This window comes from Gemmatimonadota bacterium (assembly GCA_026702745.1).
Classification (GTDB): domain Bacteria; phylum JAAXHH01; class JAAXHH01; order JAAXHH01; family JAAXHH01; genus JAAXHH01.
In genome coordinates this window covers 100,784-126,735 of the sequence record JAPPBT010000018.1, presented here as the reverse complement: position 1 = coordinate 126,735, position 25,952 = coordinate 100,784, and the positions used below count along the sequence as shown (strand labels likewise).

Genomic DNA, 25,952 nt, shown 5'->3' with positions numbered 1-25,952 from the left:
TAAGGAGATCGGCATGGATCGTTTTATTGAAGTGACCTTGAAGAAACGCGGCGTGAGCTGCATCGCACGGTTGCTGGATGACCTCGCGCCGAAGACGTGCGAGGCGGTGTGGAATGCCCTGCCGCAGGAGAACGATGCCTATCACGCCAAGTACGCAAGCAACGAAGTCTATACCCTCGTCCCATCCTTCGCGCCAAGTGAACCAGGTATGGAGAATCCCACCGTTACGCCGATCACCGGCGACCTGCTCTACTTCTTCTTTCCACCCGGCGCCGTCAACGTGCCGACGTTACGCGAGGCTGCCTTCAACACGGGTCTGGTCGACCTCGCGATCTTCTACGGACGGGACAATCTGATCCTGTCACCCAACATGGGACTGATCCCGGGCAATCGCTTCGGCGAGATTACGGAGCATCTCGAGGAGATGGTGGAGGCGTGCACGAGCGTCTGGCGAGAGGGATTCGCCGGAGAGCGGCTGGCGTTCACTAGGGTGGAGTAGACCAGGAACGGGCTTGGGCTGGGCAAGTTCAACTTGTGCCCAAAACCACGGGAAGTTCGGTTAACGACCTGATTTCATGGTCTGGTTCGATCCCGGTATCGTTCGTCTCACCTTCGCGATTCAACCACACCGCACGCACACCGACTGCTTGTGCGCCTTCGACATCCGTTTCCAGCGAATCTCCGACGTGTAGCAGGTGGTCCCGGTTACAACCTGCTCTTTGTGCCGCGATCTGGAAGGGCATTGGATCCGGTTTCTCGATACCGATATCCTGTGCATAGACAGCGAAGTCAAAACGATCTGCGAGTCCGAAGTATTCAGGGTAGTTGTTGCCGTTCGACAGCAGACCGAGTTTGAAGATCGGGCCGAGGGCATCAAGCATGGGCACGACATCCTCATAGGGCACAATGTCATTGTACCGGTGTTCCAGGTATACTTCGTTAAGACGTGTCGAGAGATCGGGGCCCGTGTATCCGACGTGATCCAGCATCCGGAGGAAGGACCTCCGCCGGATCTCGTCGAAGTCTCTCACGTTTCCCACGAAGTCTTTCTCTTCCCGATCGCGAATAGACCACATCTCCTCTACCATCAGGCTTCGGGTTCGCTCACCCGGTACGCGCTTTATCAGTTCATCGCGAACGGACTCCATGGATCGCATGATGACCCGGTCCGTGTCGATTAGGGTCTGGTCGACGTCGAAGGAGATTGTAGTGATGTTCAAAGTTTTCCGCATAGGTCTCGGTTATTTAGGATCAATCATAAGTAAAATAAATTTGACAATAAGTAATCATAATTTTACAATATGTCAAGAAGACACGATAAAACGTACACCGCATTTTACTTTTTTGACGAAAGAGGAGGCAGCAGACCATGCGTCAAGGTACTTTACGCTACTTGCTGGAATTCGGCGGTTCCATGCTGGCCTATTCAGCCGTTTTTGTAATGTCACTGATGTTTCTTAGAGAGAACCCCGAATCACCCTGGCGGGTCCCGGTAACGGTGGCACCGATGATCCCCATTGTGTTCATGATGCTGGCCGTGATTCGTTATGTCCGGCGTATGGATGAAATGCGCAGACATATACATCTGGAGGCGGTAATCATCGCGTACCTCGCCACCGTGATACTTTGTTTCAGCTACGGGTTTCTGGAGCACGTAGGTTTTCCGTCTTTCAACACGATGTGGGTTGGCGTTGCCATGATTTTTCTATGGGGCATTGGCCAGCTCCTCGCAATTAGGAAGTACCGATGAGAAACCGGCTAAAAGTGTTGCGAGCTGAAAGAGACTGGACCCAGGCTGAGTTGGCTAGTCGACTGAAAGTTTCCAGGCAGACGGTGAATGCCATTGAGAAGGGCAAGTATGACCCGAGCCTGTCCCTGGCCTTCAAGATCTCCAGAGTTTTCAATATGCCGATTGAGAAGGTGTTTTTAGAAGAGTAGGTTACAATTCCTTCGTCACCTACTTAGTCCCTGGGTGTGGTCGAACTTCGTGATCCGGACGTCCTGAAAGTTCGTCTTCGGTAATGTCGAGCACATAGTCCATAACTTCCACGTTGCAGACGTCACGATTAACTCACGTGAAGCATTTATGCTACTTAATGTTGTTCCGTATGCTGTACGGTCCAGCACGATGCCCGTTTGCCGATTATACTTCGACGCCAATACCACGAGGCTCAATCGCCGCCAACGCCCGCGCTTCTGACTGCATGGCATGATACAAATCCCAACGTAGTTGAAGATTTAGCCAGAACGTGGGCGACACGTCGAAGTACTTGGCCAGGCGCAGTGCTGTGCTAGGTGTAATTCCGCGACGGCCGTTTACCAGTTCGTTCACGCGCTGGTAGGGAACGTTTAGGGCGTCAGCCAACTCACGCTGTGTCAACTTCATCGGAATCAGGAATTCTTCCAGCAGCATCTCGCCCGGATGGGTTGGAATACGATCTGTAGGAACTCGTACCATAGTAAACTCCTCACAACCACGTTTGCATAATATCCTCGCATCCTTGGAACAACAACATGCCAGATTATAATGGCGTCCTGACTTTTTTCAAACAACCCTCCTACCTGATTCGTTCTACATATGAACCGATGCTCATTCGAGATCCCGCCAATCAGTGATCGGACCAGAGCATGACCGTAGATGATCTTTATGGGACCTATGCTTCATCACTTTCGGCACACGCTCGATATCTGACCAGGGACAAAGACCAGGCGGACGACCTGTTCCAGGAGACGTTCATTCGCGCCATGAAGCACATGGGACTGCTCGGATCCCTTTCGCCTCCCCGAAGACGGGCCTGGCTGTACCGAACCATGGGAAATCTATTCGTCGACAGGACGCGTGCCAGGCAGAGAGAAGCGACGTTTCTCGACAGGTGGCTTCGACTCGCGCAGGAGGAGTCGAGCAGTACCGCAGGATTGGAATCTCGGCCGGATGGTCATTCCGGCATGACGGTGACCGTGGCGGAGATCATGAAGCATGTGCCGGAGAAACACCGCGACCTTGTTCATATGCGTTTTGTCCTGGGACTCACGAGCAGGGAAATCTCGGAACGGACGGGCGTTCCGGCCGGGACTGTCCGCTTCCGGCTGCATGAAGCAATCAGAAAACTGCGCGCGCGGATTTCCCGTGTCACATAAACATGAAACTTAAGCGTAAAACCAATGACGATCCAGGAGGTATACGTCGTACGATCTCGATTAATTGCTCCCGACAGTGAATGCACATCAAAGGACAGGAGAAAAGCCATGAATCTCGAAAACAGCACCCCTCGTTCAGTCAGCATCAATTGCGGTACGCTGGATATGCGTGAGACAACGGAACACACGGCATCGAGGATCGGACATGTAAATACCGGTAACGTGCTGGTGACCGCCGAGACCAGGCCTCTGATAACGATGTTTTCCATTAATATGGGAAGTGTGATCGAAGTTCCTTTAGAAGTCAGGCTGAAGACCGTTCATACCAGGGAGATCATGGGCCGGGAGGCGTTCTCCGATGAAGGAGTCCCGGTATTCATCCTGAACTCGGGCAGCATAATCCTGGAACCGGATGTTACGGCAGAAGGCGTGGAACGTTCGTGGTATGGTATCCTCAATTCAGGGAGCATCCTCTATCCTGAACACGTAGAAGGCGCCATCGTGAACAAGTTGACGGATAACCCGGGGAGCCATTCTTCGTACCGGTCTTCAGGCCGTCTCGTGGTCGGTGACCTCCGGTTGGATGAAGTATACCTGGCTTCGATGGCCGACGGCACGGACATGGTCATCACGGGAGATCTCCAGATCGTGCAGGCCGTACCGGACAAACTGATCGATCAGAAAATCAAGACCCTCCACGTCCGGGGAGAAGTCTTCTGCTGTGAAGAAAACCTGTCTACGCTGGGATCCAGGTTCGATCCCGGAGCCGACACACCGAAGATCTGGGGGATACCGGAAGGTTTTGAGATCGTGGAGCACGAGTTAATTCTGAACTCCAGTAACATGCAGACCTGGAAGGCCAGAAGCATCTTCGCAACCGAAAACGTCACCATACACGAGGATGTGGATCGGGATACCCTGGAGAAAGCCCTCAACGGCCTCATATGCACTGGTATGGTCCTGTGCCCCGATGACCTGAGCGAAGTCCTGTCCAAAAAATGCGACACACTGAAAACCAACGTCGTATTCTATGACGGGGCGCTGTGGGTTGTGAATAGCACCGTTACGCTCCAGAAGTCACGGTTCGACTTTCTCGATGGGACGGCCTCTTTGTGCAACACCGGTGTCATCACCGTCGCAGAAGATGTCGATGCGCAGGTCCTGTACGATCATCTGGCGGGCGTCTACAACTGGGGCGTGATTAGTTGCAACCCGGATCAGAATGGCGCGGTGGAAGCAAGGATAGTGGTGAATGAGGGTGTAGTCGAAGTTACCTCCGTGGAGGAAGTCGATGGAGAGCCTGAAAAGGAGGACGAAGTGCTCAGAGACAATTCACGCCACATTAACGCTGGCTACTACAAGCTTTAGATAGCCCGGTAGGGCGCTTTGTTGTATTTTCGAAACAGCACCATGTTCAGAAACTACCTTACCGTCATTCTGAGGAACCTGCTCAGACACCGAGGCTATTTGGCGATCAATGTGCTGGGGCTGGCCATTGGTATAGCCTCGTGTGTGCTGGTAATGCTCTATGTGCAGGACGAACTCAGCTACGACCAGCACCACGAGAAAAAGGACCGGATATATCGCCTGGCAATATCCGAAACGGCCGGCGGCAAGCCGGATGAGTGGGCGATGTCGCCACCGCCCTGGGCCCCGGTACTGGCGTCGGAATTCCCTGAAATCGAACACTTCACCCGGATAAAACCACCGAACACCGGCTGGCTCGTTCGTTACGGCGACAAGCGTTCCTATGAGAAGTACTTCGTCTTCGCGGATTCATCGGTCTTTGACATTTTCACGATCCCCCTTGTCCAGGGCAATCCAGAAACGGCCCTGGCTGAACCACATACCGTAGTGGTCTCAGCGGCGATGGTGGATAAGTACTTTGGGGATGAGAATCCAATAGGCAAAGTGATCGCCGCTGACGACCGGTACATGTTTACGGTTACGGGAATCATGCGGGACATGCCGGAAAACTCGCATTTCCACGCCGACTTCCTGGCCTCCTTTGCCACCATGGCGGTGGATGGGATATACTTCGAGCCGACCACGATGCAGGACCTTAGCTCTTCCATGTACACGTATCTACTGCTCAAGGAAGGACGTGCCTCCGAAGATCTTGAGAAGAAACTCCCTCAGTTTCTGGAAAGACACGTCGGTGAGCAACTGAAGTCCCTGGGCATGGAAATGAGACCGTTCCTGCAACCGCTCACCGATATACATCTGCACTCCCACCTGAAACTCGAGATCGAAGCAAACAGCGACATACGGTATGTCTACATCTTCTCGTTGCTGGCCGCATTCATCCTGCTGATCGCCTGCGTGAATTTCATGAACCTGGCCACTGCGCGCTCCATCCGAAGAGCGCAGAAAGTCGGTATCCGGAAAGTACTGGGCGCCCACCGGGTCCATCTGATCAAGCAGTTTATGGGAGAGTCGGTCTTCTTCTCACTGATCGCGCTGATCGTTGCGCTGGGATCAGTCCACCTGCTCCTGCCACAGTTCAACCAGTTGTCCGGCAAAGCGCTGGAAATGGATTATCAGACAACGTGGCTGATACCGGCCCTCGGGACCATCGCTCTTTTTACAGGGATCGCCGCCGGCGGATATCCCGCGCTTGTCCTTTCCTCCTTCAGGCCGGTTGCCGTACTGAGCGGCGAATCAAAAGCGGGGGTCTCCCAATCCTTTCTGAGAAAATCACTGATCACCTTCCAGTTCATCGTTTCGATTATCATGATCATCGGAACAGGTGCTGTGATCGGACAGGTGGAGTACATGCGGAACAAGGAACTGGGTTTCGACAAAGAACACGTGGTAGTCCTACGACTTCCCGATAGAGAGGCCGTGCTTGGCTATCCGGTCTTCAAGCGAGAGGTCATGCAATTTCCTGAAATCGTAAACGTGAGTTCGTCGGCCAGCGTACCCGGGACGGCCCCTTCGCTCAATTCAATTCTACCGGAAGGATTCTCCGAGGATCAGATGCCTTTGGTTGCCACAATCTGGGCGGACTTCGACTTCGTGGAAACATTGGACATCGAGCTCAAGTCCGGCCGCTCGTTTTCGCGGGCTTTCACCTCGGACAACAACGCCGTCGTGATCAACGAAACAGCTGCACGGTCCTTTGAATGGGAAGACCCGATCGGAAAGACCTTCAGACATCCAGGCGCACCGGACACCGCTCCATCCAGGAATGTCATTGGCGTCGTGAGCGATTTTCACCACCAGTCGCTGCATCAACGCATCGAGCCCTTGATAATTATGTACTGGAGTGAAGGCAGGTTTATGGTGGTCAAGCTTCAGGGGCAGAACCTTTCCCGCGGACTTGAAATCCTGCACGCACAATGGCGGGAAACATATCCAGACCATCCCGCCATGGATTTCTATTTTTTGGACGAGGACCTGCAGCGACAGTATGTTGCCGAACAACGGCTGGGATCCGTTTTCGTCGCCGGCGCAGTACTTTCAATTCTGATCGCGTGCATGGGACTTTTAGGGCTGGCATCCTATTTGACTGAACAGCGGACCCGGGAAATCGGCATCCGCAAGGTCCTCGGCGCTTCGATTTCGAACGTCATCGTGCAGTTGTCCGGGGACTTCACGAAGCTGATCCTGATCGCATTCGCGATTGGCGCACCGGCCGGTTACTTCGGTATGCAGACGTGGCTCGAGAACTTTCCGTATCGGATAGAACTTAGCCAGTGGATATTCATGTTCGCGGGCCTTGCCGTACTACTGATCACATGGTTGACAGTAGGATACCACACCCTGAAGACCGCGACGGCCAATCCCGCCGATGCGTTGCGCGCCGAGTGAGACCGAGCAAGCGCTCGGTGCGGACCACGTATGGGATACCTCCTGCCACACATAGTCTCGGAATCTCTTGCTCCGGCTGTTTTTCGCCAAGTTGATGTTCCTTGACCTATCCAGAGTTACTTTTGGTCCTGATGCCCTATCGCGTATTGAGCTGCATCTTCCCTACAGAGCACTCGGAGGACGGTGCTATTGCCTGAAGACATGCGACTTGCGTGAAGCCCGGTTCTGTGTAGAGAAGTTCAGGGTTGTTCTGGGCCCAGCTGGATTCACTGCCAGTCAGTTCGCCTCATCCTTTGGACAGCCGCGTTCTTCTGACAAACGCACCTTCCTGATAACAAAGGCGAATCGATCATTCAGTATCCAATCGCGACAACCCCGGTTGTTGAAAAACTGCTCGTCAGCCTCGGATTGGATCACGGTCGGATCCATCCTATCACCGGCGGCTGGTCTTACTGGACCTTCGAAATCGGGCACGGGTGCCTCGGCGAGCATGCCGAGTCCTCGACTTCCGGCTGGATCTTTCGATTTCCCAGAAACCGTGTCGTCGCGGAGAACCTAAGGAAAGAGCAGGCGGTACTGCCCGTAGTCGTCCCAAGGGTCGAGTTCGCTGTGCCGCGTTTCGAGCACGTTGGTACCTGGCGCGGCCAACCCTATGCGGGGTACCGGCGGATTCCAGGTCGGCCACTGTCCGGTCCTCCATTTACCGGTGTTAAGCTGGTCGCTGATATGGCCGAATCCATAGCGTCGACGCTCTCCTCACTGCATACCATTCCCACCTCGCTGGTCGCCGAGGCCTGCGGCGTGGAACCCACCATCGAGGCGTGGAGGCAGCGCTACCTCGGGCTGAGGGAAACTGTCCAAGCCAGGATTGCGCCAATTCTGGACTCGCGCACACTCAACGCGGTCGAACGCGGTTTCGGTCGGTTTCTCGACGAGGAACTCGCGACGCTCAAGGACGTCGCCCTGGTGCACTGCGACCTGGGCTGTGAACATATCCTGACCGATGAGGGCGGGACGACCGTGACCGGCCTGATAGACTTCGAAGACGTGACCATCGGCGATCCGGCGATCGATTTCGTCGGATTATATGTTACTCACGGCATGGAGGCCGTTGAGAGGATTCGAGACGGCTACCAGCGTACGTCAGGCATCCAACGCGCATTGGACGTCCACTTCGTAAACAGGCTCCGCTTCTACACCTGGATGGCTTCCTGTCACGAGGTCATCTACGGATTGGAAGAAGGAAAATCGGATCTGGTGGAGGAAGGTATTACAGGGTTGCGGGCCCGACTCGGCCACGCCGGGTTGCACTGAGCGGCCGGTCCGGTGTTGACCGCGGCCATTTCATCCCTGCACGCGGCCACTGCGCTTAACTGTGCGGTCATTACTAAACGGCCATAGCATTGCAGCCATTCAAGGCCGCCCTACTCATACCTCAGCGTATCCACCGGGTTCGCCCGGGCAACGCCGACGACACGGAAACTCACGGTAATCAGGGCGATGGCCAGGACGACCGCGCCGGCGGCGAAGAAGGCGGCGGGACCGACGTCCGCACGGTAGGAGAACAGCTGAAGCCACTGCCGCATGGTGAAGTAGGCGATGGGTGCGGCCAGTACCGTGGCGATCAGTACCAGGTAGACGAATTCCTTCAGGAGCAGGCTGGTCGTCTGGAGGACCGTGGCGCCAAGAATCCTCCGCATGCCCACTTCCCTCGTACGCCGCGCCGACATGAACGAGGCCAGGCCGAACAGCCCTGCGCAGGCCATGAAGACCGCAACGGACGAGAAAACGCCGAAGACCTCACGGAGCGTCGCCTCGGCCGCGTAGAGCCGGCCGTAGTCCGCATCGAGAAACGAATACACCATGGGAACGTCCGGCATCTGCTGCTTCCAGGTTTCCTGGATCCATGAGACCGTGCCGGTCACGTCATCGGATCGGATTCGGATCGCGTAGAAGGGCAGGTTCTCCCTGGGCCAATGCCGGATGATCATCGGCTCGATGCGATGGTGCAGCGACCGCATGTGGAAATCCGCGATCACGCCGATGATCTGGCGATCATGCGCCCAGGGATGGCCGATGTGGATCAGGACCTCCTGGTCTATGGCCTCTTCGGGCGCGTTCCAACCCAGCTGCCGCATGGCGGTTTCGTTGATCATCACGGCTTCCTCCCGGTCTGCCAGGCGCGAACTCGACAGGCTCCGGCCGGCCAGCAACTCCATCCCGAATACCTCGACGAAATCATCGGTGATCGCCCAGTCGAGCAAATTCTGCGCTTCCGCCTGCGGCCGATCGGTGCGCCGCGTCCCCGTTGTGGCAAGCAGGCCCTTGCGTCCTGTGCGGCCGGGCAGCATGAGGGTGGTACCAACGCTTTCGATTTGGGGATACTGCTCGAGGGTTTCCCTGAAAACCGGATACTGATCCACGAAGGTCGGGAAACTGGAAGGTCCCACGAGCACCCGTTCCGGCTGCAGGCCCAGCCGCTTGCCCTGGATGTAGTCCAGTTGTGCGGTGAACACCCAGGTGCTGCCGAGCAGCAAGATCACCATCATGCACTGGCCCATGACCAGCAGCCTTCGCACAAGGTGGCGGGTTGCACCGGTCCCGGTCCTGCCTTTCAAGTGATCCGCCGGCGTGAAGGCCGCCGTGAAAAACGCGGGATAACTGCCGGAAACAAATCCCACCAGGAGGGTCACCGCGGCGATGCCTGTCCAGAACTGCCAGGACCTAAAGATGTCGAGGGCGATGGTCTTTCCCGTGAGATCCTGGAAGAACGGCAGACTGAGCGCGACGAGGATCAATGCGGTCACGATGGCGACACACGTGATGCCGAAGGACTCGCCCATGAACTGGCGGACCAGTTGCCCCCGGTTCGCTCCGAAGGCCTTCCGCAGCGCGACCTCGCGGTTCCGCGTGAGCGAACGGGCGGTCGCCATGTTCATGAAGTTGAAACAGGCCAGCAGGACGATGACGACGGCCAGGGCGCCGAGCAGCAGCAGGTACGTGCCGTTGCCGTTCTCTCCGGCCTCGTTCTCGAGTCGGGAGTAAAGGTAGATGTCGGTCAGCGGCTGCAACCGGAGGTTCATCGTGATGTTCTCCGCTTCCCACCGCGCACCGAACCGGTTTTCGAGCACATCCGGCATTTTCTGCGCGAAGGCGATGGGATCCACATCCGGCGACAGCAACAGGTAGGTATAGAAGGAAGGCCAATCCCACTGCTCCAGGTATTCCTCCCCATAGATACCGAACGACCCCTCGATCCCCAGGAAGAAGTCCGCCTGGAAATGCGAATGCCCGGGTAGATCCCGCATCACGCCGGTGACGGTGTATGGCCAGGTATCCAGCGTTACCGTCTTGCCGAGCGGATCGGCGCTTCCGAAGTACTTGCGCGCCATGGACTCGGTGATGACGACCTTTCCCGGACCCTGAAGCGCCTGATCGGGATTGCCCCGCACCAGTGGAAAAGAATAAACGTCCAGGACTTCGGGATCCGCCCAGAACACACGGTCTTCGAAGTACGATTGGTCTTCATACCGAATGATCCACCCGCCAAAGGGCGGACTGAGGCGGGCGAATGCCTGAACTTCCGGAAGGAGTTCCTGAATGGCGGGACCGAGGGCGGGGGTCGTTTTTGCATTGGTCCCGTTCACGACGCGGTAGATCCGATCCGCATTCGCATGGTACCGGTCGTAGGCCCGTTCGTCTTGTATATACAGGCCGATGAGGACCGCGCAGGCCATGCCTACGGCCAGATTCAGGATATTCAGCACGGCATAGGGTTTATGCCTGAGCAGATGCCTGGCACTGATCGTGAAGTAGTGTTTCAGCAAGGCGCGACTCCGTTACCGGACATGCAGCAGTTCTTTTATGTACTCGGGTTGCTCACGTGCTGGATTTCGTTGACGTGGTTTCCTACATGGTTACTATGGCAGAGATTTCCAGGTCTGAAACTTTCGATTACCGGAAATGCATCAGGTCAATTGAAGGAGTTGTTATGTACCTGACCATCATTTGTGTCATGGCATTGCTAGTGAACGGTGTTGTCCAAATCGATCAAGAAGAAACCGAGACAAAAGACTATTCTGCAGCAAACGCCCGATATGAAGAACTTGTGGAGCAACTGAAAGCAGACGTTTCGTCGGTGGATTTCGATGAATTGCGCAGAATATACGTGAAAACTGAATACTATGCGCCTTATTCGAGTTCAGAAACAAAAGACACGGCCAACATGAATGAGGGTATAAATGAGGAGGACTGGGGAAAATGTCTTGAGTCTGCGACACGTATACTGTCCTACAGTTACATAAGCCTGGATGCACACTATGGGGCCATGATTTGTTCAAGAAACAGCAACGATACCCAATCCGGTGATTTCCACGAATCCGTTTTGGATGGTCTGCTCGAGTCGATATGGGCAAGTGGTGACGGCAGGTCGCCGGAGACAGCGTTTTTTTGTACAAGCCTGCAAGAAAGATGGGCTTTCCTGGGGATGCACGGACTTGTATACAATGTCAAGGAGCTGGAAGTCCACGATGGCCTATATTTCGATGTAGTGCACGTAACAAATCTCGCAGACAGCAGTCAGTTTAAACTGTATTTCGATGTAACGACACCATTGAGACGTGGCCGTCGATAGGATTGGACAATTCAGGCCAAACGTGTTATTTTGCGGAGTCTTTTTTGAAGAACTACGAATTCCGTCCATCAGAAGTCCAGCGAGGGGGTAACAGGAAATGTTAGTCAAACTGGCGCTGCCGAAAGGAAGTCTGCAGGAATCCACCTTTGAGCTCATGCGCAAGGCGGGTTTTCATTGCACGGTCAGCAGCCGGTCCTATTCCCCCTGGGTGGACGACGAAGAACTGGAGATCATGCTGATCCGGGCGCAGGAGATCGGCCGTTACGTCGAGGACGAGGTCTTCGACGCGGGGCTTACGGGCAAGGACTGGATCGTGGAGACCGGGGCGGACGTGGTGGAGGTGGCGGAACTGGTCTATGCCAAGCATACCCGCCAGCCCCTGCGGTGGGTGCTGGCCGCGCCTGAGGCGTCGGACATCCACAGCGTCCAGGACCTGGAAGGAAAACGCATCGCCACGGAAGTCGTCAACATCACGGAAGATTACCTGAAGAAACACGGCGTGACCGCGAAGGTGGAGTTTTCCTGGGGCGCTACGGAGGCAAAGGCCCCGGAACTGGCGGACGCCATCGTGGAAATCACCGAAACGGGCGGTTCGATCCGGGCCAACAAGCTTCGGATCATCGATACCCTGATGGTGTCCACCAACCGGCTCATCGCGAACAAGACGAGCTGGCAGGATCCGGACAAGCGGCGCAAGATCGAGAACATCGCCCTGCTGCTCAAAGGCGCCATGCTCGCCGAGGAGATGGTCGGGCTGAAGATGAACGTGAAGCGTGCCGACCTCGACGCCGTGTCCGCCCTGCTGCCCGCGCTGCAGAACCCGACCATATCCCCCCTGGCCGATCAGGAGTGGGTGGCCATCGAAGTGATGATCGAGGAGCACACCATCCGGCAGCTGATCCCGGCGCTCAAGCGGGCCGGCGCCCAAGGCCTGGTGGAATATCCGCTGAACAAGGTGATTTACTGACGGTGGCCGCACCATGGATCAGAAGCTTCGAAAGGCCGACGCCCCCGGGGTGAAGTCAGCCGTCCGCGCCATGTCCGGTTACACCCTGGTCCAGCCGGACTGCCCGGTCAAGCTCAACCAGAACGAATGCCCCTTCGACGTGCCTGCAGAACTCAAGCGGGAGATCGTGGACGAGGCCCTGGCGAGCAACTGGGGCCGCTATCCAAGTTTTGTGCCCGACGAGGTCAAGGCGGCCATCGGCGAGCGGCACGGGCTGGATCCCGAGCACATCCTGATCGGAAACGGCTCCAACGAACTGATCCAGTCGATCTTCCAGGCTGCGGTCTCGACGGACGATGCAGTGGTGCTGCCCGCACCGACCTTCACCCTGTACGCGCTCATGGGCAGGATCGCGGGCGCTGACATAAGGACGGTACACCTCAAGCGCGATTTGAGCTTCGACGTCGATCGGCTGGTGGAAGAAAGCGCTCATCCGGACGTCAGGCTGGTGGTGCTGTGTTCTCCGAACAACCCCACCGGCTCGATGATATCACCGGACGATACGGCGCGGATTGCCGAATCGACCACGGGCCTGGTCGTGGTGGACGAGGCCTATTACGAGTTCGGCGGCGTATCGTGCATTGAACTGCTGGACCGTCATCCCAACCTCTTAATCACACGTACTTTCTCGAAAGCCCTCGGCGCGGCCGGCCTTCGGCTGGGTTACCTCGTCTCCGATCCTGCCGTGGCGCGGGAGATCGAGAAAGTCAAACTTCCCTACAACGTCAACATCATTTCCCTGATCACGGCACGAATGCTGATCGGCCAGGATGTACTGATCGAGGAACGTGCGTCGTTGATCCGGTCGGAAAGGCAACGGGTCTTCGAAGCCCTGCGGGACCTGCCGGGCATCAAGCCCTATCCTTCCCACGCCAACTTCGTCCTGTTCGAGACGGACCGGTTGGTCGCCGGGGTTTTTCACGGCCTCATCGAACGGGGCGTGCTCATCCGCGACGTCAGCCGCTATCCCATGCTGGAGCGGGGCATGCGCGTGACGATCGGACTGCCGGAAGAAAATGACGCCTTTCTCGAGGCGCTGCGGGAAGTGCTGGCCACGCAAGATTGAGTGCGTTCCCCCGAAGTCGGACGATTCCACATGCACGTCAGACAAGCCGTTCCAGAAGACACCGATAGCCTGCTCGAACTCATGAAGGGGCTGGCGCGATACGAAGACTACATCGACCAGTTCGCCGTGACGCGGGAGAGCATCCTCGAGCACGGTTTTGGGGATGAGCGGCTGTTCACCGCGTTCGTCGCCGAACACGAAGACGATCTCGTCGGGATGGCGGTCACCTATCCGATCCATTGGACCTACACGTTGCGACCGAAGCTCGTGCTCAAGGAACTGTTTGTCGCCGAGGCTGCCCGGAATATGGGCGTGGGGAAGGCATTGATGGCGTCGGTGACCGCGCATGCCCGGTCCATGGGTGCGTCCGAAGTAATCTGGACAGTCATGACCGGAAACGCCGACGCCGAGTCGTTCTACCGGTCCCTGGGGGGGCTGCCGGATCTGAAGTGGAACAACTGGACGCTGAGACTCGATACGTAGTGGTCGGCGGATCGGTGATCGCCAGCCCAAGATCGCCAAGATCGCAAGTCCAAGGTCGCCCGCTCATGATCCCCGGCAGTTACTTTTTCCGCGACCTTAGCCTTGCCTGAACGATGTAGATCGCGAGCGCCAGCACTCCACCGTAGATCGCGAAGGCGGGCGTATCCGCGCCTTGCTCGCCCAACATGAAATTGATCGCGCCGCCGGCCAGGATGCCGAACATCATGGCGACCAAAGCCTTCACGAACGCGGGCATTTGGGGCCGGGATCTGCGTTCTGTCATTTTGAATCCTCCTTTTTCACATCCTCCAATTCCGCTAGCCGTTCCTGTTGGGCCATCTCCAGCAGTCACTCCGGGAGTTCGGCAAGGTACGCGTCCACCTCGTCCGGGGCGTTCCTGGTCGGCTAGGCCTACTCATCGTCTAGGGCGATCGAGTAGGAGGTCATGGTCTTTATCTTCATGCTCGCCGCACTGGTGAATTGAACCACATCGCAGAAGGCGTGGGCCTGGTCCGAGTTCGATCGGATCACACCGTTGACAGCCGCCTCCCGGCCATGGGTGATGATGGATTCGATGACCAGGTCGCTCGTTCCAACGCCTTTCATCGCTTCTAGCAATGCGCGGATATTGTCTTTTCCCTCGATCACGCTGTCACCCACTAGGTTCCAGACGATATCGTCGCTCATCGGCGACAGGACCCCGTCGATATCGGCGTGCGCGAAGGCGGAGATGAAGTCACGCAACAGGGCCTTTTTCGGCGCGTTCTTGCAGTCGGGTTTAACGGTGATGTTGGGCATGACCTGGCCTTTCGATAATGGACCTGACATTCAGAGATTAGTAGACCGGCCCAGCAGACAGTTATCGACCGGACCAGCAAACTGTTTCAGTGTTCGATCAACGAATGCACGGCCTGGCGAACGGCGGACCACGTCACGGAACCCGGTACCATGAACTCGTGGTGTCCGGCGTTCGGGATGATGACGTGCTCGACAGGGTCACCGGCCGCGCGGGCCGCCGTGGCGTAGGCCTCACCCAGTTCGGGTGGAACGACCCAGTCGTGTTCCGTGCTGATCATAACCTGCGGAAGGCCCAGGGGCAACAAATCCGCGGGAGATCCGCACCTGAATCGCCCTTCCACGCGCTGCTCAAGCTCTTCGGATGATACGCCAGTACACCCAAGCAGTTCCGATACGACGCCTTGCCGGCACTCCGCGTCCGCTTGAGGAACAAATCGCTTCAGATCACCGGGGCCGCCCAGTACGACGGTGCCGCGCAATGGCAACGGGTCCGCGGTCCAGAGCGGGCTTTCCTCAGGCAGCCGGTGGCGTGCCGCCGTCCAGAGGGCAAGGTGTCCGCCCGCCGAGTGACCGATGGTGATGACGCGATCCAGGTCGAGGTCGTGATCCACGGCCAGCGTGCGCAGATGGTCCGTCGCACTCCCGGCGTCGAGAAAGGTCCCCGGCCATCCGCCGCCTTCCTGGTCCACGCACCGGTATTCGACGTTCCAGGTCGCGACGCCCTCGTCCCGAATTGCGTCGGCCAGCGCATCCGCGTTGCGCAGGTCCGCGTAGACCGAAAGCCAGCAGCCACCGTGCAGGACCACGGCTAACGGATACGGACCTCGCCCGGCCGGCAGCCGCAGTTCACCGAATTGGGGCGGCTCTGAACCGTAGGACGATCGGACATCCGCGGGCTTGCTCGGAAGCACGTTGACCCGGTCGGGGGTCACGAAGGGATGATTTTCGGAGGTGTATCTGGCGGTCATGATGGGAGGGTAGCGAGGAGAGTTACGACACAGATCGAATGTACAGGACACATACCGGTGTCGCCCGTCACGGTAGAATCCGACCCCGCTCCTCTGGCGTGGGCATCCTGCACGCGTCGCGCCTGCCGAACCAGCGGTACCGGTTGCGCGCGACGACGCGATATACGAAATCGCGCAGGGGACGTGGAAAAACGTAGAGCACGGCAATTAGCCGCCATGCACCGCCCAGTCGTACCATGGCGTGCAAAACGGCATTGGACTGTTCGAAACACCTGTCTGTATCGTGGAAAATGAATGATCGGGGTTCGACCGCCTCGCGGCCGGCCTGGTAGTCACCTGCCTTGCCGCCCTCGGGCTGGCGGTCCCCGTCCTCGCCGTCCACCCCCAGCAAGCGTCGGGCGGTTTCGCCCTGCAGTGGCGCGTACCGAAATCGGTGCCGGCTATCCGACCACAGCATAAAGTCGACGAACCGGTTGCAGAGGCCGCACACGCCATCGAAAAACAGGATCGGATGCCTGTGTTCCGACTCGCTATGGGCGGGCTCGTTCACCGGGCCCAGGTCTTGTTCTCGAGGACCGACTGGGTCTCGTAGATCGAACCGCCTCGTTCCGGTCCGGGCAGGGGCATGCGTACGGGCAGGTCGGCCATGCGCGGCGCGTTAGTCGGTTCGCCCCGGAGCAGGTTACCGTTGAAGGCTTCCCAATCGCCCGCTCCGGTGAGCGGCCAGGCGTCGGCGGCAGCGTACTGGAACAGAAGCAGGCGCCGCGGCGCGCCGGAATAGTTCGGCGCCGATCCGTGCAGTGTCCGGACGTGATGGATGGATATCCCGCCCGCGGGCACCTCCAGGGCAACGACGTTGTCCGGCGTGAAGTCGGGATCGTTCACCGCGCCGCAGAACCGTCCGTCCTGGTGGTGATCGTAGGTGGGACCTTTGTGGGAACCGGGAATCACCAGCAGGGCACCGTTGGCTTCGGTCATCTCATCGATGCAGACGCCCACGGCCAGGATGTCGTCGTTGGTGTGGGGATAAAAGGACCAGTCCTGGTGCCACTCCACCGGGCTGCCGTAGTCGGCGGACTTCATGTTCAGCTTGTTGCCGTTGGTCCGGATGCCGTCGCCGATCAGCTGCGCCACGATGTCCAGGATGCCGTCGTGCTTGATGGTGCGCATGTACACGTCGTGGTGATCGATCGGACTCTTGAGTCGACGCACCTGCGGATCGTGCGCCGAGTGACCGGGTTCGAGATCATAAAAATCCGTGTGCTCGCTAAAGGCGGCGGCCTTCTGGACGAATTCGTCCGTCACCCGCTGCAGGTCCGCGACTTCTGCATCGGAAAGTACTTTGTCGACAGTCAGGTAACCGTTCTCGTGGTAGAATTCAACCTGCTCCCTGGATATCATTTGGACCTCCGTAATGGGACTTTCGTCGTCCGCTCTTCGGCCTGATATCGACCGTCCCGCCCGCTCTCCGCGTTGTTCGTATTCGATGCTGCTCACTCTCAGCAGTACCGCTCCTCGTTCGGCCGCGGCAGGCGTTCTTCGACCGGCAGCAGGACCGGCCCGCCGCGCCGTGGATCGGAGAGATAGTAGTAGGCCGTGCTGGCGTAGTCGTTGCTCAGCTTGTTCGCATGGCCATGCTCGATGGACATGCGGAAACTTTTCTGAAACCGGATCGGATCTTCAATGTGATACCGGTAAACGGTGTTCTTGCCCTTGAATCTCCAGTCCGGGTTGCCGCTGTAAAGAATGATTCCGTGGTACGGCGCCTGGAACTCCGTCGTCGGGCCGTACGCGCCGTGATACCAGTCTTCGGTGCCCGTGCCGTGCAGCGAGGGCGGCCACGCCTCGCCGTCGATGAACATCATGTCGTCGCCTTCGCCGTACCAGTCGTTCGGGTTCCGCTGAAAGCAGTCGATGTCCAGGTGGGCGCCGCAGTAGATGCCGTCTCCCTCGACGTCGCAGATGACGTAGTTTTCCTTGTCGCTCGTATTCAGCCAGCGCGGGTCGTTCCGGTATTCGTCGGGCTTGAGTCCTTCCTCGAAGGCCCAGCCTTTCGTATCGGCTTCCCTTCGCCACTGTACGTGAAAATACGCCTGATCCGCCACCGCGTCAACGGTGGGATAGGCCTCGCAGTCGATGTAGAAGTAGTGGAAGTAGCCCTCATCGCCCTGGTTTTCCACTTCCAGCACGGCCTTTTCCTTGAATGGCATGGGCCACCATGCGTTGAATCCCTTGCCGTCCTGCGGGCTCATCTGCAGCGGGGCGGTGATGAAATCCTTGCGCATGCCGTGGCCCAGGCCGAAGAAATCGCCGATGGGACACTCCACGCTCGGTAACGCGCTGCCGTCCCAGTACATGCGCAGCACGATGCGGCGGCAGTAGTCCTCGGACGGGATCCCGAGCGTCATCCAGATGTGCTTGATGCAACCGGGCCCGTCGATCTGTCCGATGACGCGTTTCTCACCGGCCTCGATCCGCCAGGCGTCGGTGTTGGCGCCCGTCGTGTCCCAGCTCGAAATCCGGTGGCTCCTGTACGTGCGCAGCGTGGGCAGCGACGCCAGGCTGGTCTGACCGATCATGGATCCTCCTTTGTGCCGTACCGCGGCTCGTCCGGGCGCAGCAGTGCCGAAATTCGTCCGTCACTCTCCGTATTCAGGTTCGTCCGGCCTCGGCAGACGTTCTTCGACCGGCAACAGGCCGGGGCCGCCCCGCCGCGGTTCGGACAGGTAGTAGTACGCCGTGCTCGAATAGTCGTTGCTCAGCTTGTTCGCATGACCGTGCTCGATGGAAATGTGGAAGCTTTTCCGAAACCGGATCGGATCCTCGATGTGGTATCGGTAGACCGTGTTCTTGCCCTTCCACCGCCACTCGTCGTTGCCGCTGTAGAGGATGATGCCGTGATAGGGCGCGTTGTACTCGTCGGTCGGGCAGTAGGCGCAATGGTACCAGTCCTCGGTGCCGGTCCCGTGCAGCGACGGAGGCCACGCCTCGCCGTCGATGAACATCATGTCGTCGCCTTCGCCGTACCAGTCGTTCGGGTTCCGCTGGAAGCAGTCGATGTCCAGGTGGGCACCGCAGTAGACGCCGTTGCCTTCGACGTCGCATATGACGTAGTTTTCCCGCTCGCTCAAGTTCGCCCAGCGCGGATCGTTCCGGTAGGTTTCCGGCTTGAGTCCTTCCTCGTAGGCCCATCCCCGGGTGTCGGCTTCCCGGCGCCACTGCACGTGAAAATACGCCTGGTCCGCCACCGCGTCGACCGTCGGGTACGTCTCGTAGTCGATGTAGAAATAGTGGTTGTATCCCTCGGTCCCCTGGTTCTCCACTTCGATCACGGCCTTGTCCCTGAAGGGCATGGGCCACCAGGAATTGAACCCCTTGCCGTCCTGCGGGCTCATCTGCAGCGGCGCGGTGATGAAGTCCTTGCGCATGCCGTGGCCGAGACCGAAGAAATCGCCGATGGGGCACTCCACGCTCGGCTCCGCGCTGCCGTCCCAGTACATGCGCAGCACGATGCGGCGGCAGTAGTCCTCGGCCGGCAGCCCAAGCGTCATCCACAGGTGCTTGATGCATCCCGGTCCGTTGATCTCGCCGATGACGCGTTTCTCGCCGGCTTCGATGCGCCAGAAATCGGCGTTTTCTCCGGAGGTATTCCAGCTGGATATCCGGCGGCTGTCGTAGTCACGCATCGAAGGCAGCGACGCCAGGCTGGTCTGACCGATCATGGATCCTTCCTTTCAGGTTGATAAAGATACAATGAGTATACAAGACGTAACTTAGACGATCATCTCGGCCGACTCACCACTTCGGCATCCCCACCGTCACCAAAGCCTCGGTCACCTGCCCTAAAGGCCGTCCGCCCACGGTCAGGCTCAGCGCCACGGGCTGCCGCCGGCATCGCGTGCCATCCGGAACGTGCAGCACCAGGCGGATCTCCTTCTGTTCCCGCGGTCCCAGGGACAGGGTCACCGTCTCGCTCTGCCAACCTTCGGGGCCCACGAGGCGAATGCGGGCCGGCTGGTCCGTGGGGAAAGGATTGAGCACCCAGCCGCTGAACTCGATGGGTCCGCCCTCCGGTGAGTGGGCGCGATAGGGCACCAGCTTGCCGCCCTGGGACTCGGCGCCGAAGTGGGCACCGTCGTCCTCCAGCAGCATGAGGGTGGTGTGCACGTCGTCGAAGGCCTCCGCAGCCCGGCCGATCTCGGCGTACCATTCGGGTGACGTGCGGTAGGGACGGGTATGGCCCGTGATGACCAGTTCGGGCTCGAAGCGTTTCAGGTCTTCCAGGAACCGCTTGTAGCAGCCCAGGTCGAGCCCGTTCTTGTAGACGTGGTTGGTGAACATGCGCGCGCCGGCCTGGTAGCCCACCCCGCCCTCCGCGTCGAAGAAGGCCTGGTCGCCCGTGTGGGCCACGCGGGTTCCGTCGATCTCCATGCAGATCAAGGTGGCGAAGCGGGTGTGGCCCGACATGGGGTACAGCGTGATGGGGATGTTCTCCCATTGGACGGTCGTCCCGTTGGGGATGTGCCTACCCACCCGGATCGGCTCGTGCCAGAGACAGGGCCGGTCGTACTTCACCGGGTGCTCGAGCAGGTCGCTGAACTGCGTGCCCGCCAGGACCTCCGTCCCGTAGAGACGCTGGAGCATGGGGATGCCGTTGACGTGGTCGTCGTGGAAATGAGAGACGAGGGTCGCGTCGATCCGCTCGATCCCGAAGCGCTTCCTGAGCCCACTGATCCCGTGCAGGATCGGGCGGCGATTGGAAACGTGCGACTTGGCCGGCCTGAAAATGGTTTTCACGTTGTAGCCGTAGTCGATGGACATGACCTTGCCCGTGTCGCTGAGCACGAAATGGGTCTCCGCGCCGGCGTACTTCGAGCGGTAAAGGTGGGGCAGGACCTCTTCGATATCGTCCTCGTCCGGGTCCTCCATCGGTTCGGCGACCCCGGGCTGGATCTCCTCGAGGCGCTTCAGGTTCGCCTTGAAGGCCGCGATGGCGCCGGTCGGGTCCTCCACCGGGTCCCCCAAGCTCGGGAGCAGCCGATCCGCCCCGGCCTCGAGCAGGCGGTTGACGGCGTGGTACAGGTTCCACGTACCGGTGTAGTCGTTGTAGTCGTACTGCAGGGGCGCTAGGCGGGTCGTCTTCCCGGTCCCGCAGATCACCTCGCCGACGAACCCGATGCGCCGGCCATCGATGGTCACGACGTAGCTGCTCGCGCCGTTCGTCATGCCGGGCGTGGGCACGACCTCCCACGAAAGCCCCGCGATTTCGCGCGTCTCGTAATCCATCAGCCAGCCGTCGACCGGCACGGACCGGATGGGCGAGAAGCGGTCCCACCGGTTGTCGTAGGAGTTCCAGTGCTGCCGTTCTCTGAAGTGCTGTTCCGGGTCGACGAGATACTCCTGGTCCCAGTATGGTCCGAGTATCCGGACCCCCTTCTCGCGCAACCTGATGGCGCCGTCCGTGTGGTCGCGGAAGTGGTGGGTAAGGAGGACCGTCACCGCCCTGCCGCCCGCGATCTCGTCGAGATGGTCCGCGGCCTCGCCGGTGCCGGCGTTGACCAGCACGACGCCCTGCGGCCCTTCGACGGCATAGACGATGCAGCTGTCCTGAAATCGGTAGATACCTTCTTCGATTCGTTCCCAGTGGGAAGGCATGGGGAAAATCGCTCCTTGGTTGGTTTCGGCCGTTCGTCCCGGTCGTCGGCCGGGTCGTCTTCCGAGTCTGTGGTCTCGGTCAGTGGCTGCCCGGTTTGACGGGATTCTGGCCGGTTTGACCGGTTCCCAGGTCACGCGGCGGAAACGCCACGCACAACCTCGTCCATTATGCACGTGAACGAACCCGCGGGCAACACTTACCGCATGACACCGGTACAAATGTATTGTAATCCGTCCCTGAAACGTATAAGTTCAATGCAGCGATTGCTTTATTCCCCCGGAAACCGATGCGCGCCGGTACGGATTCCGGGCCGCATTCGTACGGAAACCGATACGTGTTCCCGCCACTGCCGGGGTCCGATCTTGGCCGATGTCGAAACCCTATACGACCGCTACTTCCTCGAATACGCCACCTACGTCGTCAAGAACCGGGCGATTCCGGAGATCGACGACGGCCTGAAGCCCGTTCAGCGCCGCATCCTGCACACCCTCTTCGAGATCGATGACGGCAAGTACCACAAGGTGGCCAACGTAGTCGGCCAGACCATGCGGTTCCATCCCCACGGGGACCAGTCCATCTTCGGCGCCCTGGTCTCGCTCGCCAACAAGGACCTGTTCATCGACAAGCAGGGCAACTTCGGCTCGGTGCTGACGGGCGGCCAGGCCTCGGCCGCGCGCTACATCGAATGCCGGCTCACGCCCCTCGCCCGGGAGGTGCTGCTCAGCCCGGAGATCACGGAGTACGTGGACTCCTACGACGGACGCGCCCGCGAACCCGTGGTCTTCCCGGCCAAGGTCCCGGTGGCGCTCATCCTCGGCGCCGAGGGCATCGCCGTGGGCATGTCCACCCGCATCCTGCCCCACAACCCCATCGAGGTCATGGAAGCCCAGGTGTCCTGCCTCAAGGGCGAACCCTTCCTCCTGTATCCCGACTTCCCCACCGGCGGGCTCATGGACGTAAGCGAATACGAGGACGGAAACGGGCGTGTGTATACCCGTGCGCGGCTGGAGCCCCGGGACAACGGCGTGGTCATGGTCCGCGCGTTGCCCTTCGGCGAAACGACGGAAAGCCTGATGAAATCGATCGAGGAGGCGGCCCGGGCGAAGCGCATCGCGGTGTCCGGAATGACCGACTACACCACCGGCGACGTGGAGATCGAGATCCGGACGGACCCCGACGCGGAAAACGCGGAAATCGACGACATCCTGCGGGGACTGTACGCCTTCACGTCCTGCGAGGTCGCCCTCACCGCCAACCTGCTGGTCATCTCAGGCGGCCATCCCCGCGTGATGACCGTGACGGACATGATCCGGCACAGCACGAACCGGCTGCGGGAGATCCTCGAAGCGGAACTGAAGATCGAGGAGCGGGACCTGCGCGCCCAACTCCGCGCCCGCAGGCTCGAGCAGGTCTTCATCGAGAACCGGATATACAAGGATATCGAGGACATCGACAACATCGAGGGTGTATACGCCGCCGTGCGCGAGGCCATTGCGAAGTATAGCCCGGTTTCGACCACGGCCCGCGCCGTGGACCGGGGCATGATCGAACTCAACGAGGCGCCGCCGGAGATCCGCGACGCGGCCCGCAGCCTGCTGACGACCGTCTACCGCAGCCTGGATTTCGAGCACTACGGACCGAGCCGTGAGATGATCGCCCGGAACCTGGACGCGGTCGGCCATGGACCGGAGCCGCATCGACGCCTGGTGCGGTCGCTTTTGGCGGCGATCCAGCACGAACTGACCGCGACGCGGCGCATGGCCGCCGTGGAAGACCTCATCACGGCCGACAACCTGACGAAGGAGGACCTGGACCGGCTCCTCGACATCCCGATCCACCGCATCACCCGGTACGGTATCGACCGGGCCGAAGCCGAGATGCGGGAGATCGAAGGCCAGCTCAGGACGGTGCTCCACAACCTGCATCACCTGACGGATTTCGCCATCGATTTCCTGGAGCAGCTCATCCGCACCTACCGAGACGAGCATCCCCGCCGATCGGAGGTCAAACCCTTCACGCCGGTGCAGGAACGCGACGCCGCGGCCCGCGACCTGGTGCTCCGTTACGACACCGAATCCGGGTACATGGGCTACACCATCGAGAGCGGCCGGCCGCTCTTCAACGTCTCCCTCTACGACCGGGTCGTGATCGTGCGTTCCGGGGGCGTCGCGGGCGTCCACAATACCCTTGACAAAATGTATGTCGATCTCGATATCCTGTACTGCGCCATGGAGGAATCGGGCCGTGTGTTCACCGTCGCCTACCGCGATCTCGAAGGCTTCGCCTGCATCAAGCGCTGCACCATGGACCGCTGCCGGATCAACCAGCTCTACGAACTCGTGCCGGGTGATTCGGAGTTGCTGGATTTCACGGCGGAGGCTGATCCGGAGATTGTGTTGAGTGTTTTGGGTGCGAAGGCCGGGGAGGAGACTCGCGAGATCCTCAAGGCGAACGATTTCTCCATACGAAGCCACCGGGCGAGGGGCGACCGGATCGAGCGGACCGATATCACGACCGTGGAGTTTGTGACCAATAGCAGCATCAACCAGGAAAGGTGATCTACATGTCTTCATGGAATCTGTTGAGCTGGAACGTGAACGGGGTAAGGGCGGTGGCGAAGAAAGGCTTCATCGAGTGGCTCAAGGGGGAGGCGCCGGACATCCTGTGCATTCAGGAAACCAAGTCCCAGGAGTCGCAACTGGACGCCAAGATCACGGATGTCGACGGATATACGAGTTACTGGTCGGAAGCGGAGAAAAAAGGATACAGCGGTGTGGGGGTATACACGCGCCACGAACCCATCAGCGTCGAGAAGGGGTTCGGCGAGGAGCGGTTCGATTCGGAAGGCCGGACCCTGGTGTTGGAGTACCCCGATTTCACCCTGTTCAACGTGTACTTCCCGAATGGCAAGCAGAACGCCCAGCGGCTGCAGTACAAGATGGATTTCTACGACGCGATACTAGCCCACTGGGAGTCTCTCCGCGCGGATGGCAAGAAACTCGTCATCTGCGGCGACGTGAACACGGCCCACCAAGCCATCGACCTCGCCCGCCCCAAGGACAACGAGAAGATCTCCGGTTTCCTCCCCATGGAACGCGAATGGATCGACAAAATCGTCGATAAGGGCTACGTAGATACATTCCGGCAATTCGACGAAGGGCCGGACAACTACACCTGGTGGCACCTCATGTCCGGAGCGAGAAAGCGGAACGTGGGCTGGCGCATCGATTACTTCTATGTGACTGAAGACCTGATGCCCTCAGTCTCCAACGCGTGGATCATGCCGGACGTCATGGGGTCGGATCACTGTCCGATCGGGATTGAGGTGGGGGTGGGGTAAGGGTTATCGGAAGGGATTCGGAAACCTGCTACGGCTTCCCAGTACTGGGCAACTGCAAGGCGACGTCATCGAAAGTGTAAACAATACTCAACTCGTCGCCTGCGGCAGCCAGCTTTTCTGCCTTGCACACGATCAGGGCATCGGCGAAGTCCGCCTCCGTCCTTCGAAAGGTCTGCAGGGCGCTCCAGACCACCTCGTCATCCTCAAAGCACAAATTTGCATCTTGCAGCAGGTTATTGACCAAATCGATCAGGTCGGCCCGGGTCGCGCGATATCGGCGGCCGGCTAACGTCCACACCGTTTCCGCCAGTACAACGTCCGTAATGAGCACGCGCTCGCCGCCTTCAATCACGCGACGCGCACGTGCAGCCTACGCCTTGTCGTCTTTCAGGAGATAGCCCAGCAGGACACTGTTGTCGATGGCGATCAAGGCGTCTGAACCCGCTTCCCTTCTATCGCGTCCTGACGCGATTCCTCTTCTAAAACCGTCGGATCGCCTTCGAGATGTGCCAGGCATCCCCAGGCGCTACCGGGCTCCTGGCGGACTATGGTAATGCGGCCGTCGGCCACGAAGCTCCGGCACTCGTCGCATGGCTTGATGCCGACTAAACGGCACTGTTCAGCCGGAAGCGTAATCTGTCGATTGGCGCTGATTTTGGGCATGTTACGCTCCAGTGATTTGGATCGACAAACAGACTATCAGCAAGATAAAACACGAGATAATCCGGTTTCTCTATGACCATTTACTATAGAAGACTCGAGTTTCTGCGTATATCGCACCGCCGATCTTACGGTGTGGATGTCCATTTAAGTTAGCACTCGTAACTCAAACTTGTAAAGGTCATGAATTATGAACACAGGTAATTCACGAGATACAGAAAAGCTCCTGGATGAAGTGTTTTTCAAAGATGATAATATAAAAAGCAGGTTATTCGGTCTTGAAAGAACCGAAATTAGCATATACAAGCTGATCGACCATTCCTACAAGAGGATGTCGGAGTTCGATGCCGAGTTCCGATTTCTGCGGAGGGTAGTCTATGGACTGGGTACT

The 25,952-nt window shown here is 58.8% G+C and carries 26 protein-coding genes; 13 read left to right on the top strand and 13 right to left on the bottom strand.

Features of this window, described 5'->3' with window-relative positions; genetic code table 11:
- Positions 1-13 precede the first annotated feature (13 nt).
- Complete coding sequence (locus OXH56_03200; GenBank protein ID MCY3554307.1) at positions 14-499, top strand: DUF3830 family protein; 486 nt, start codon at positions 14-16, stop codon at positions 497-499.
- A 28-nt stretch (positions 500-527) separates the two neighbouring features.
- On the opposite strand, the gene OXH56_03195 is transcribed toward OXH56_03200, so the two are convergent.
- Complete coding sequence (locus OXH56_03195; protein ID MCY3554306.1) at positions 528-1,220, bottom strand: HAD family hydrolase; 693 nt, start codon at positions 1,218-1,220, stop codon at positions 528-530.
- 149 nt (positions 1,221-1,369) lie between these two features.
- On the opposite strand from OXH56_03195, the gene OXH56_03190 reads away from it, so the two are divergent.
- Positions 1,370-1,750, top strand: a complete 381-nt coding sequence (locus tag OXH56_03190; GenBank protein MCY3554305.1) for a hypothetical protein — start codon at positions 1,370-1,372, stop codon at positions 1,748-1,750.
- Positions 1,747-1,938 carry a helix-turn-helix transcriptional regulator gene (locus OXH56_03185; GenBank protein MCY3554304.1) on the top strand — a complete coding sequence of 64 codons (192 nt, stop codon included), beginning with the start codon at positions 1,747-1,749 and terminating at the stop codon, positions 1,936-1,938. Before OXH56_03190 ends, OXH56_03185 begins: the two co-directional genes overlap by 4 nt.
- A 205-nt stretch (positions 1,939-2,143) precedes the next feature.
- Here the strand turns inward: OXH56_03185 and OXH56_03180 are convergent, their stop codons facing one another.
- Entirely contained in the window at positions 2,144-2,458 is a 315-nt protein-coding gene (locus tag OXH56_03180; GenBank protein MCY3554303.1) for a HigA family addiction module antitoxin, read from the bottom strand.
- Between the two features lie 170 nt (positions 2,459-2,628).
- On the opposite strand from OXH56_03180, the gene OXH56_03175 reads away from it, so the two are divergent.
- The 4 genes from OXH56_03175 (at position 2,629) to OXH56_03160 (ending at position 8,265) form a co-directional block, all read left to right on the top strand.
- The gene (locus OXH56_03175) at positions 2,629-3,138 is read left to right on the top strand and encodes an RNA polymerase sigma factor (GenBank protein ID MCY3554302.1); all 510 of its coding nucleotides are present in this window, start codon (positions 2,629-2,631) and stop codon (positions 3,136-3,138) included.
- 108 nt (positions 3,139-3,246) lie between these two features.
- The gene (locus tag OXH56_03170) at positions 3,247-4,506 is read left to right on the top strand and encodes a hypothetical protein (GenBank protein ID MCY3554301.1); all 1,260 of its coding nucleotides are present in this window, start codon (positions 3,247-3,249) and stop codon (positions 4,504-4,506) included.
- 42 nt (positions 4,507-4,548) lie between these two features.
- Positions 4,549-6,951, top strand: a complete 2,403-nt coding sequence (locus OXH56_03165; GenBank protein ID MCY3554300.1) for an ABC transporter permease — start codon at positions 4,549-4,551, stop codon at positions 6,949-6,951.
- Positions 6,952-7,359: 408 nt separating this feature from the next.
- On the top strand, positions 7,360-8,265 hold the full coding sequence (locus tag OXH56_03160) for a phosphotransferase (GenBank protein ID MCY3554299.1): 906 nt from the start codon (positions 7,360-7,362) through the stop codon (positions 8,263-8,265).
- Between the two features lie 110 nt (positions 8,266-8,375).
- On the opposite strand, the gene OXH56_03155 is transcribed toward OXH56_03160, so the two are convergent.
- Positions 8,376-10,778 (bottom strand): ABC transporter permease, encoded by a 2,403-nt coding sequence (locus tag OXH56_03155; GenBank protein ID MCY3554298.1) that lies wholly within the window; start codon positions 10,776-10,778, stop codon positions 8,376-8,378.
- 164 nt (positions 10,779-10,942) lie between these two features.
- Between OXH56_03155 and OXH56_03150 the strand changes: the two genes are divergently transcribed.
- From OXH56_03150 to OXH56_03135, 4 genes are all read left to right on the top strand, one after another.
- Positions 10,943-11,584 (top strand): DUF4919 domain-containing protein, encoded by a 642-nt coding sequence (locus OXH56_03150; protein MCY3554297.1) that lies wholly within the window; start codon positions 10,943-10,945, stop codon positions 11,582-11,584.
- A gap of 97 nt (positions 11,585-11,681) precedes the next feature.
- Positions 11,682-12,551 (top strand): ATP phosphoribosyltransferase, encoded by an 870-nt coding sequence (gene hisG / locus OXH56_03145; GenBank protein MCY3554296.1) that lies wholly within the window; start codon positions 11,682-11,684, stop codon positions 12,549-12,551.
- A gap of 13 nt (positions 12,552-12,564) precedes the next feature.
- A complete protein-coding gene (gene hisC / locus OXH56_03140; GenBank protein ID MCY3554295.1) occupies positions 12,565-13,656 on the top strand; it encodes a histidinol-phosphate transaminase in 1,092 nt (363 codons plus the stop codon).
- 30 nt (positions 13,657-13,686) lie between these two features.
- Positions 13,687-14,139, top strand: a complete 453-nt coding sequence (locus OXH56_03135) for a GNAT family N-acetyltransferase (GenBank protein ID MCY3554294.1) — start codon at positions 13,687-13,689, stop codon at positions 14,137-14,139.
- Between the two features lie 79 nt (positions 14,140-14,218).
- Here the strand turns inward: OXH56_03135 and OXH56_03130 are convergent, their stop codons facing one another.
- The 8 genes from OXH56_03130 to OXH56_03095 form a co-directional block, all read right to left on the bottom strand.
- Positions 14,219-14,422, bottom strand: coding sequence for a hypothetical protein (locus tag OXH56_03130; protein ID MCY3554293.1), 204 nt, complete (start codon positions 14,420-14,422; stop codon positions 14,219-14,221).
- Between the two features lie 128 nt (positions 14,423-14,550).
- Positions 14,551-14,937, bottom strand: coding sequence for a nuclear transport factor 2 family protein (locus tag OXH56_03125; GenBank protein MCY3554292.1), 387 nt, complete (start codon positions 14,935-14,937; stop codon positions 14,551-14,553).
- 86 nt (positions 14,938-15,023) lie between these two features.
- Entirely contained in the window at positions 15,024-15,905 is an 882-nt protein-coding gene (locus OXH56_03120; GenBank protein MCY3554291.1) for an alpha/beta hydrolase, read from the bottom strand.
- Between the two features lie 67 nt (positions 15,906-15,972).
- Positions 15,973-16,455 (bottom strand): DCC1-like thiol-disulfide oxidoreductase family protein, encoded by a 483-nt coding sequence (locus OXH56_03115; protein MCY3554290.1) that lies wholly within the window; start codon positions 16,453-16,455, stop codon positions 15,973-15,975.
- On the bottom strand, positions 16,452-17,306 hold the full coding sequence (locus OXH56_03110) for a phytanoyl-CoA dioxygenase family protein (GenBank protein MCY3554289.1): 855 nt from the start codon (positions 17,304-17,306) through the stop codon (positions 16,452-16,454). Before OXH56_03110 ends, OXH56_03115 begins: the two co-directional genes overlap by 4 nt.
- Positions 17,307-17,404: 98 nt before the next feature.
- Positions 17,405-18,484 carry a DUF2961 domain-containing protein gene (locus OXH56_03105; GenBank protein ID MCY3554288.1) on the bottom strand — a complete coding sequence of 360 codons (1,080 nt, stop codon included), beginning with the start codon at positions 18,482-18,484 and terminating at the stop codon, positions 17,405-17,407.
- Between the two features lie 60 nt (positions 18,485-18,544).
- The gene (locus tag OXH56_03100; protein ID MCY3554287.1) at positions 18,545-19,627 is read right to left on the bottom strand and encodes a DUF2961 domain-containing protein; all 1,083 of its coding nucleotides are present in this window, start codon (positions 19,625-19,627) and stop codon (positions 18,545-18,547) included.
- Positions 19,628-19,700: 73 nt separating this feature from the next.
- A complete protein-coding gene (locus tag OXH56_03095; GenBank protein MCY3554286.1) occupies positions 19,701-21,560 on the bottom strand; it encodes an MBL fold metallo-hydrolase in 1,860 nt (619 codons plus the stop codon).
- 363 nt (positions 21,561-21,923) lie between these two features.
- On the opposite strand from OXH56_03095, the gene OXH56_03090 reads away from it, so the two are divergent.
- Both OXH56_03090 and OXH56_03085 read left to right on the top strand, forming a co-directional pair.
- The gene (locus OXH56_03090) at positions 21,924-24,119 is read left to right on the top strand and encodes a hypothetical protein (GenBank protein ID MCY3554285.1); all 2,196 of its coding nucleotides are present in this window, start codon (positions 21,924-21,926) and stop codon (positions 24,117-24,119) included.
- A 5-nt stretch (positions 24,120-24,124) separates the two neighbouring features.
- Positions 24,125-24,901 (top strand): exodeoxyribonuclease III, encoded by a 777-nt coding sequence (locus OXH56_03085; protein ID MCY3554284.1) that lies wholly within the window; start codon positions 24,125-24,127, stop codon positions 24,899-24,901.
- Positions 24,902-24,929: 28 nt separating this feature from the next.
- Here the strand turns inward: OXH56_03085 and OXH56_03080 are convergent, their stop codons facing one another.
- Both OXH56_03080 and OXH56_03075 read right to left on the bottom strand, forming a co-directional pair.
- Positions 24,930-25,253 (bottom strand): PIN domain-containing protein, encoded by a 324-nt coding sequence (locus OXH56_03080; protein MCY3554283.1) that lies wholly within the window; start codon positions 25,251-25,253, stop codon positions 24,930-24,932.
- A gap of 74 nt (positions 25,254-25,327) precedes the next feature.
- Positions 25,328-25,564 carry an AbrB family transcriptional regulator gene (locus tag OXH56_03075; GenBank protein ID MCY3554282.1) on the bottom strand — a complete coding sequence of 79 codons (237 nt, stop codon included), beginning with the start codon at positions 25,562-25,564 and terminating at the stop codon, positions 25,328-25,330.
- Between the last annotated feature and the right edge of the window lie 388 nt (positions 25,565-25,952).

Coding starts and splice junctions, on each gene's coding strand:
- OXH56_03200 (MCY3554307.1), top strand. CDS start 14: ATGGATCGTTTTATTGAAGTGACCTTGAAGAAACGCGGCGTGAGCTGC.
- OXH56_03190 (MCY3554305.1), top strand. CDS start 1,370: ATGCGTCAAGGTACTTTACGCTACTTGCTGGAATTCGGCGGTTCCATG.
- OXH56_03185 (MCY3554304.1), top strand. CDS start 1,747: ATGAGAAACCGGCTAAAAGTGTTGCGAGCTGAAAGAGACTGGACCCAG.
- OXH56_03180 (MCY3554303.1), bottom strand. CDS start 2,458: ATGGTACGAGTTCCTACAGATCGTATTCCAACCCATCCGGGCGAGATG.
- OXH56_03175 (MCY3554302.1), top strand. CDS start 2,629: ATGACCGTAGATGATCTTTATGGGACCTATGCTTCATCACTTTCGGCA.
- OXH56_03170 (MCY3554301.1), top strand. CDS start 3,247: ATGAATCTCGAAAACAGCACCCCTCGTTCAGTCAGCATCAATTGCGGT.
- OXH56_03165 (MCY3554300.1), top strand. CDS start 4,549: ATGTTCAGAAACTACCTTACCGTCATTCTGAGGAACCTGCTCAGACAC.
- OXH56_03150 (MCY3554297.1), top strand. CDS start 10,943: ATGTACCTGACCATCATTTGTGTCATGGCATTGCTAGTGAACGGTGTT.
- hisG (MCY3554296.1), top strand. CDS start 11,682: ATGTTAGTCAAACTGGCGCTGCCGAAAGGAAGTCTGCAGGAATCCACC.
- hisC (MCY3554295.1), top strand. CDS start 12,565: ATGGATCAGAAGCTTCGAAAGGCCGACGCCCCCGGGGTGAAGTCAGCC.
- OXH56_03135 (MCY3554294.1), top strand. CDS start 13,687: ATGCACGTCAGACAAGCCGTTCCAGAAGACACCGATAGCCTGCTCGAA.
- OXH56_03130 (MCY3554293.1), bottom strand. CDS start 14,422: ATGACAGAACGCAGATCCCGGCCCCAAATGCCCGCGTTCGTGAAGGCT.
- OXH56_03125 (MCY3554292.1), bottom strand. CDS start 14,937: ATGCCCAACATCACCGTTAAACCCGACTGCAAGAACGCGCCGAAAAAG.
- OXH56_03120 (MCY3554291.1), bottom strand. CDS start 15,905: ATGACCGCCAGATACACCTCCGAAAATCATCCCTTCGTGACCCCCGAC.
- OXH56_03110 (MCY3554289.1), bottom strand. CDS start 17,306: ATGATATCCAGGGAGCAGGTTGAATTCTACCACGAGAACGGTTACCTG.
- OXH56_03105 (MCY3554288.1), bottom strand. CDS start 18,484: ATGATCGGTCAGACCAGCCTGGCGTCGCTGCCCACGCTGCGCACGTAC.
- OXH56_03100 (MCY3554287.1), bottom strand. CDS start 19,627: ATGATCGGTCAGACCAGCCTGGCGTCGCTGCCTTCGATGCGTGACTAC.
- OXH56_03095 (MCY3554286.1), bottom strand. CDS start 21,560: ATGCCTTCCCACTGGGAACGAATCGAAGAAGGTATCTACCGATTTCAG.
- OXH56_03085 (MCY3554284.1), top strand. CDS start 24,125: ATGTCTTCATGGAATCTGTTGAGCTGGAACGTGAACGGGGTAAGGGCG.
- OXH56_03075 (MCY3554282.1), bottom strand. CDS start 25,564: ATGCCCAAAATCAGCGCCAATCGACAGATTACGCTTCCGGCTGAACAG.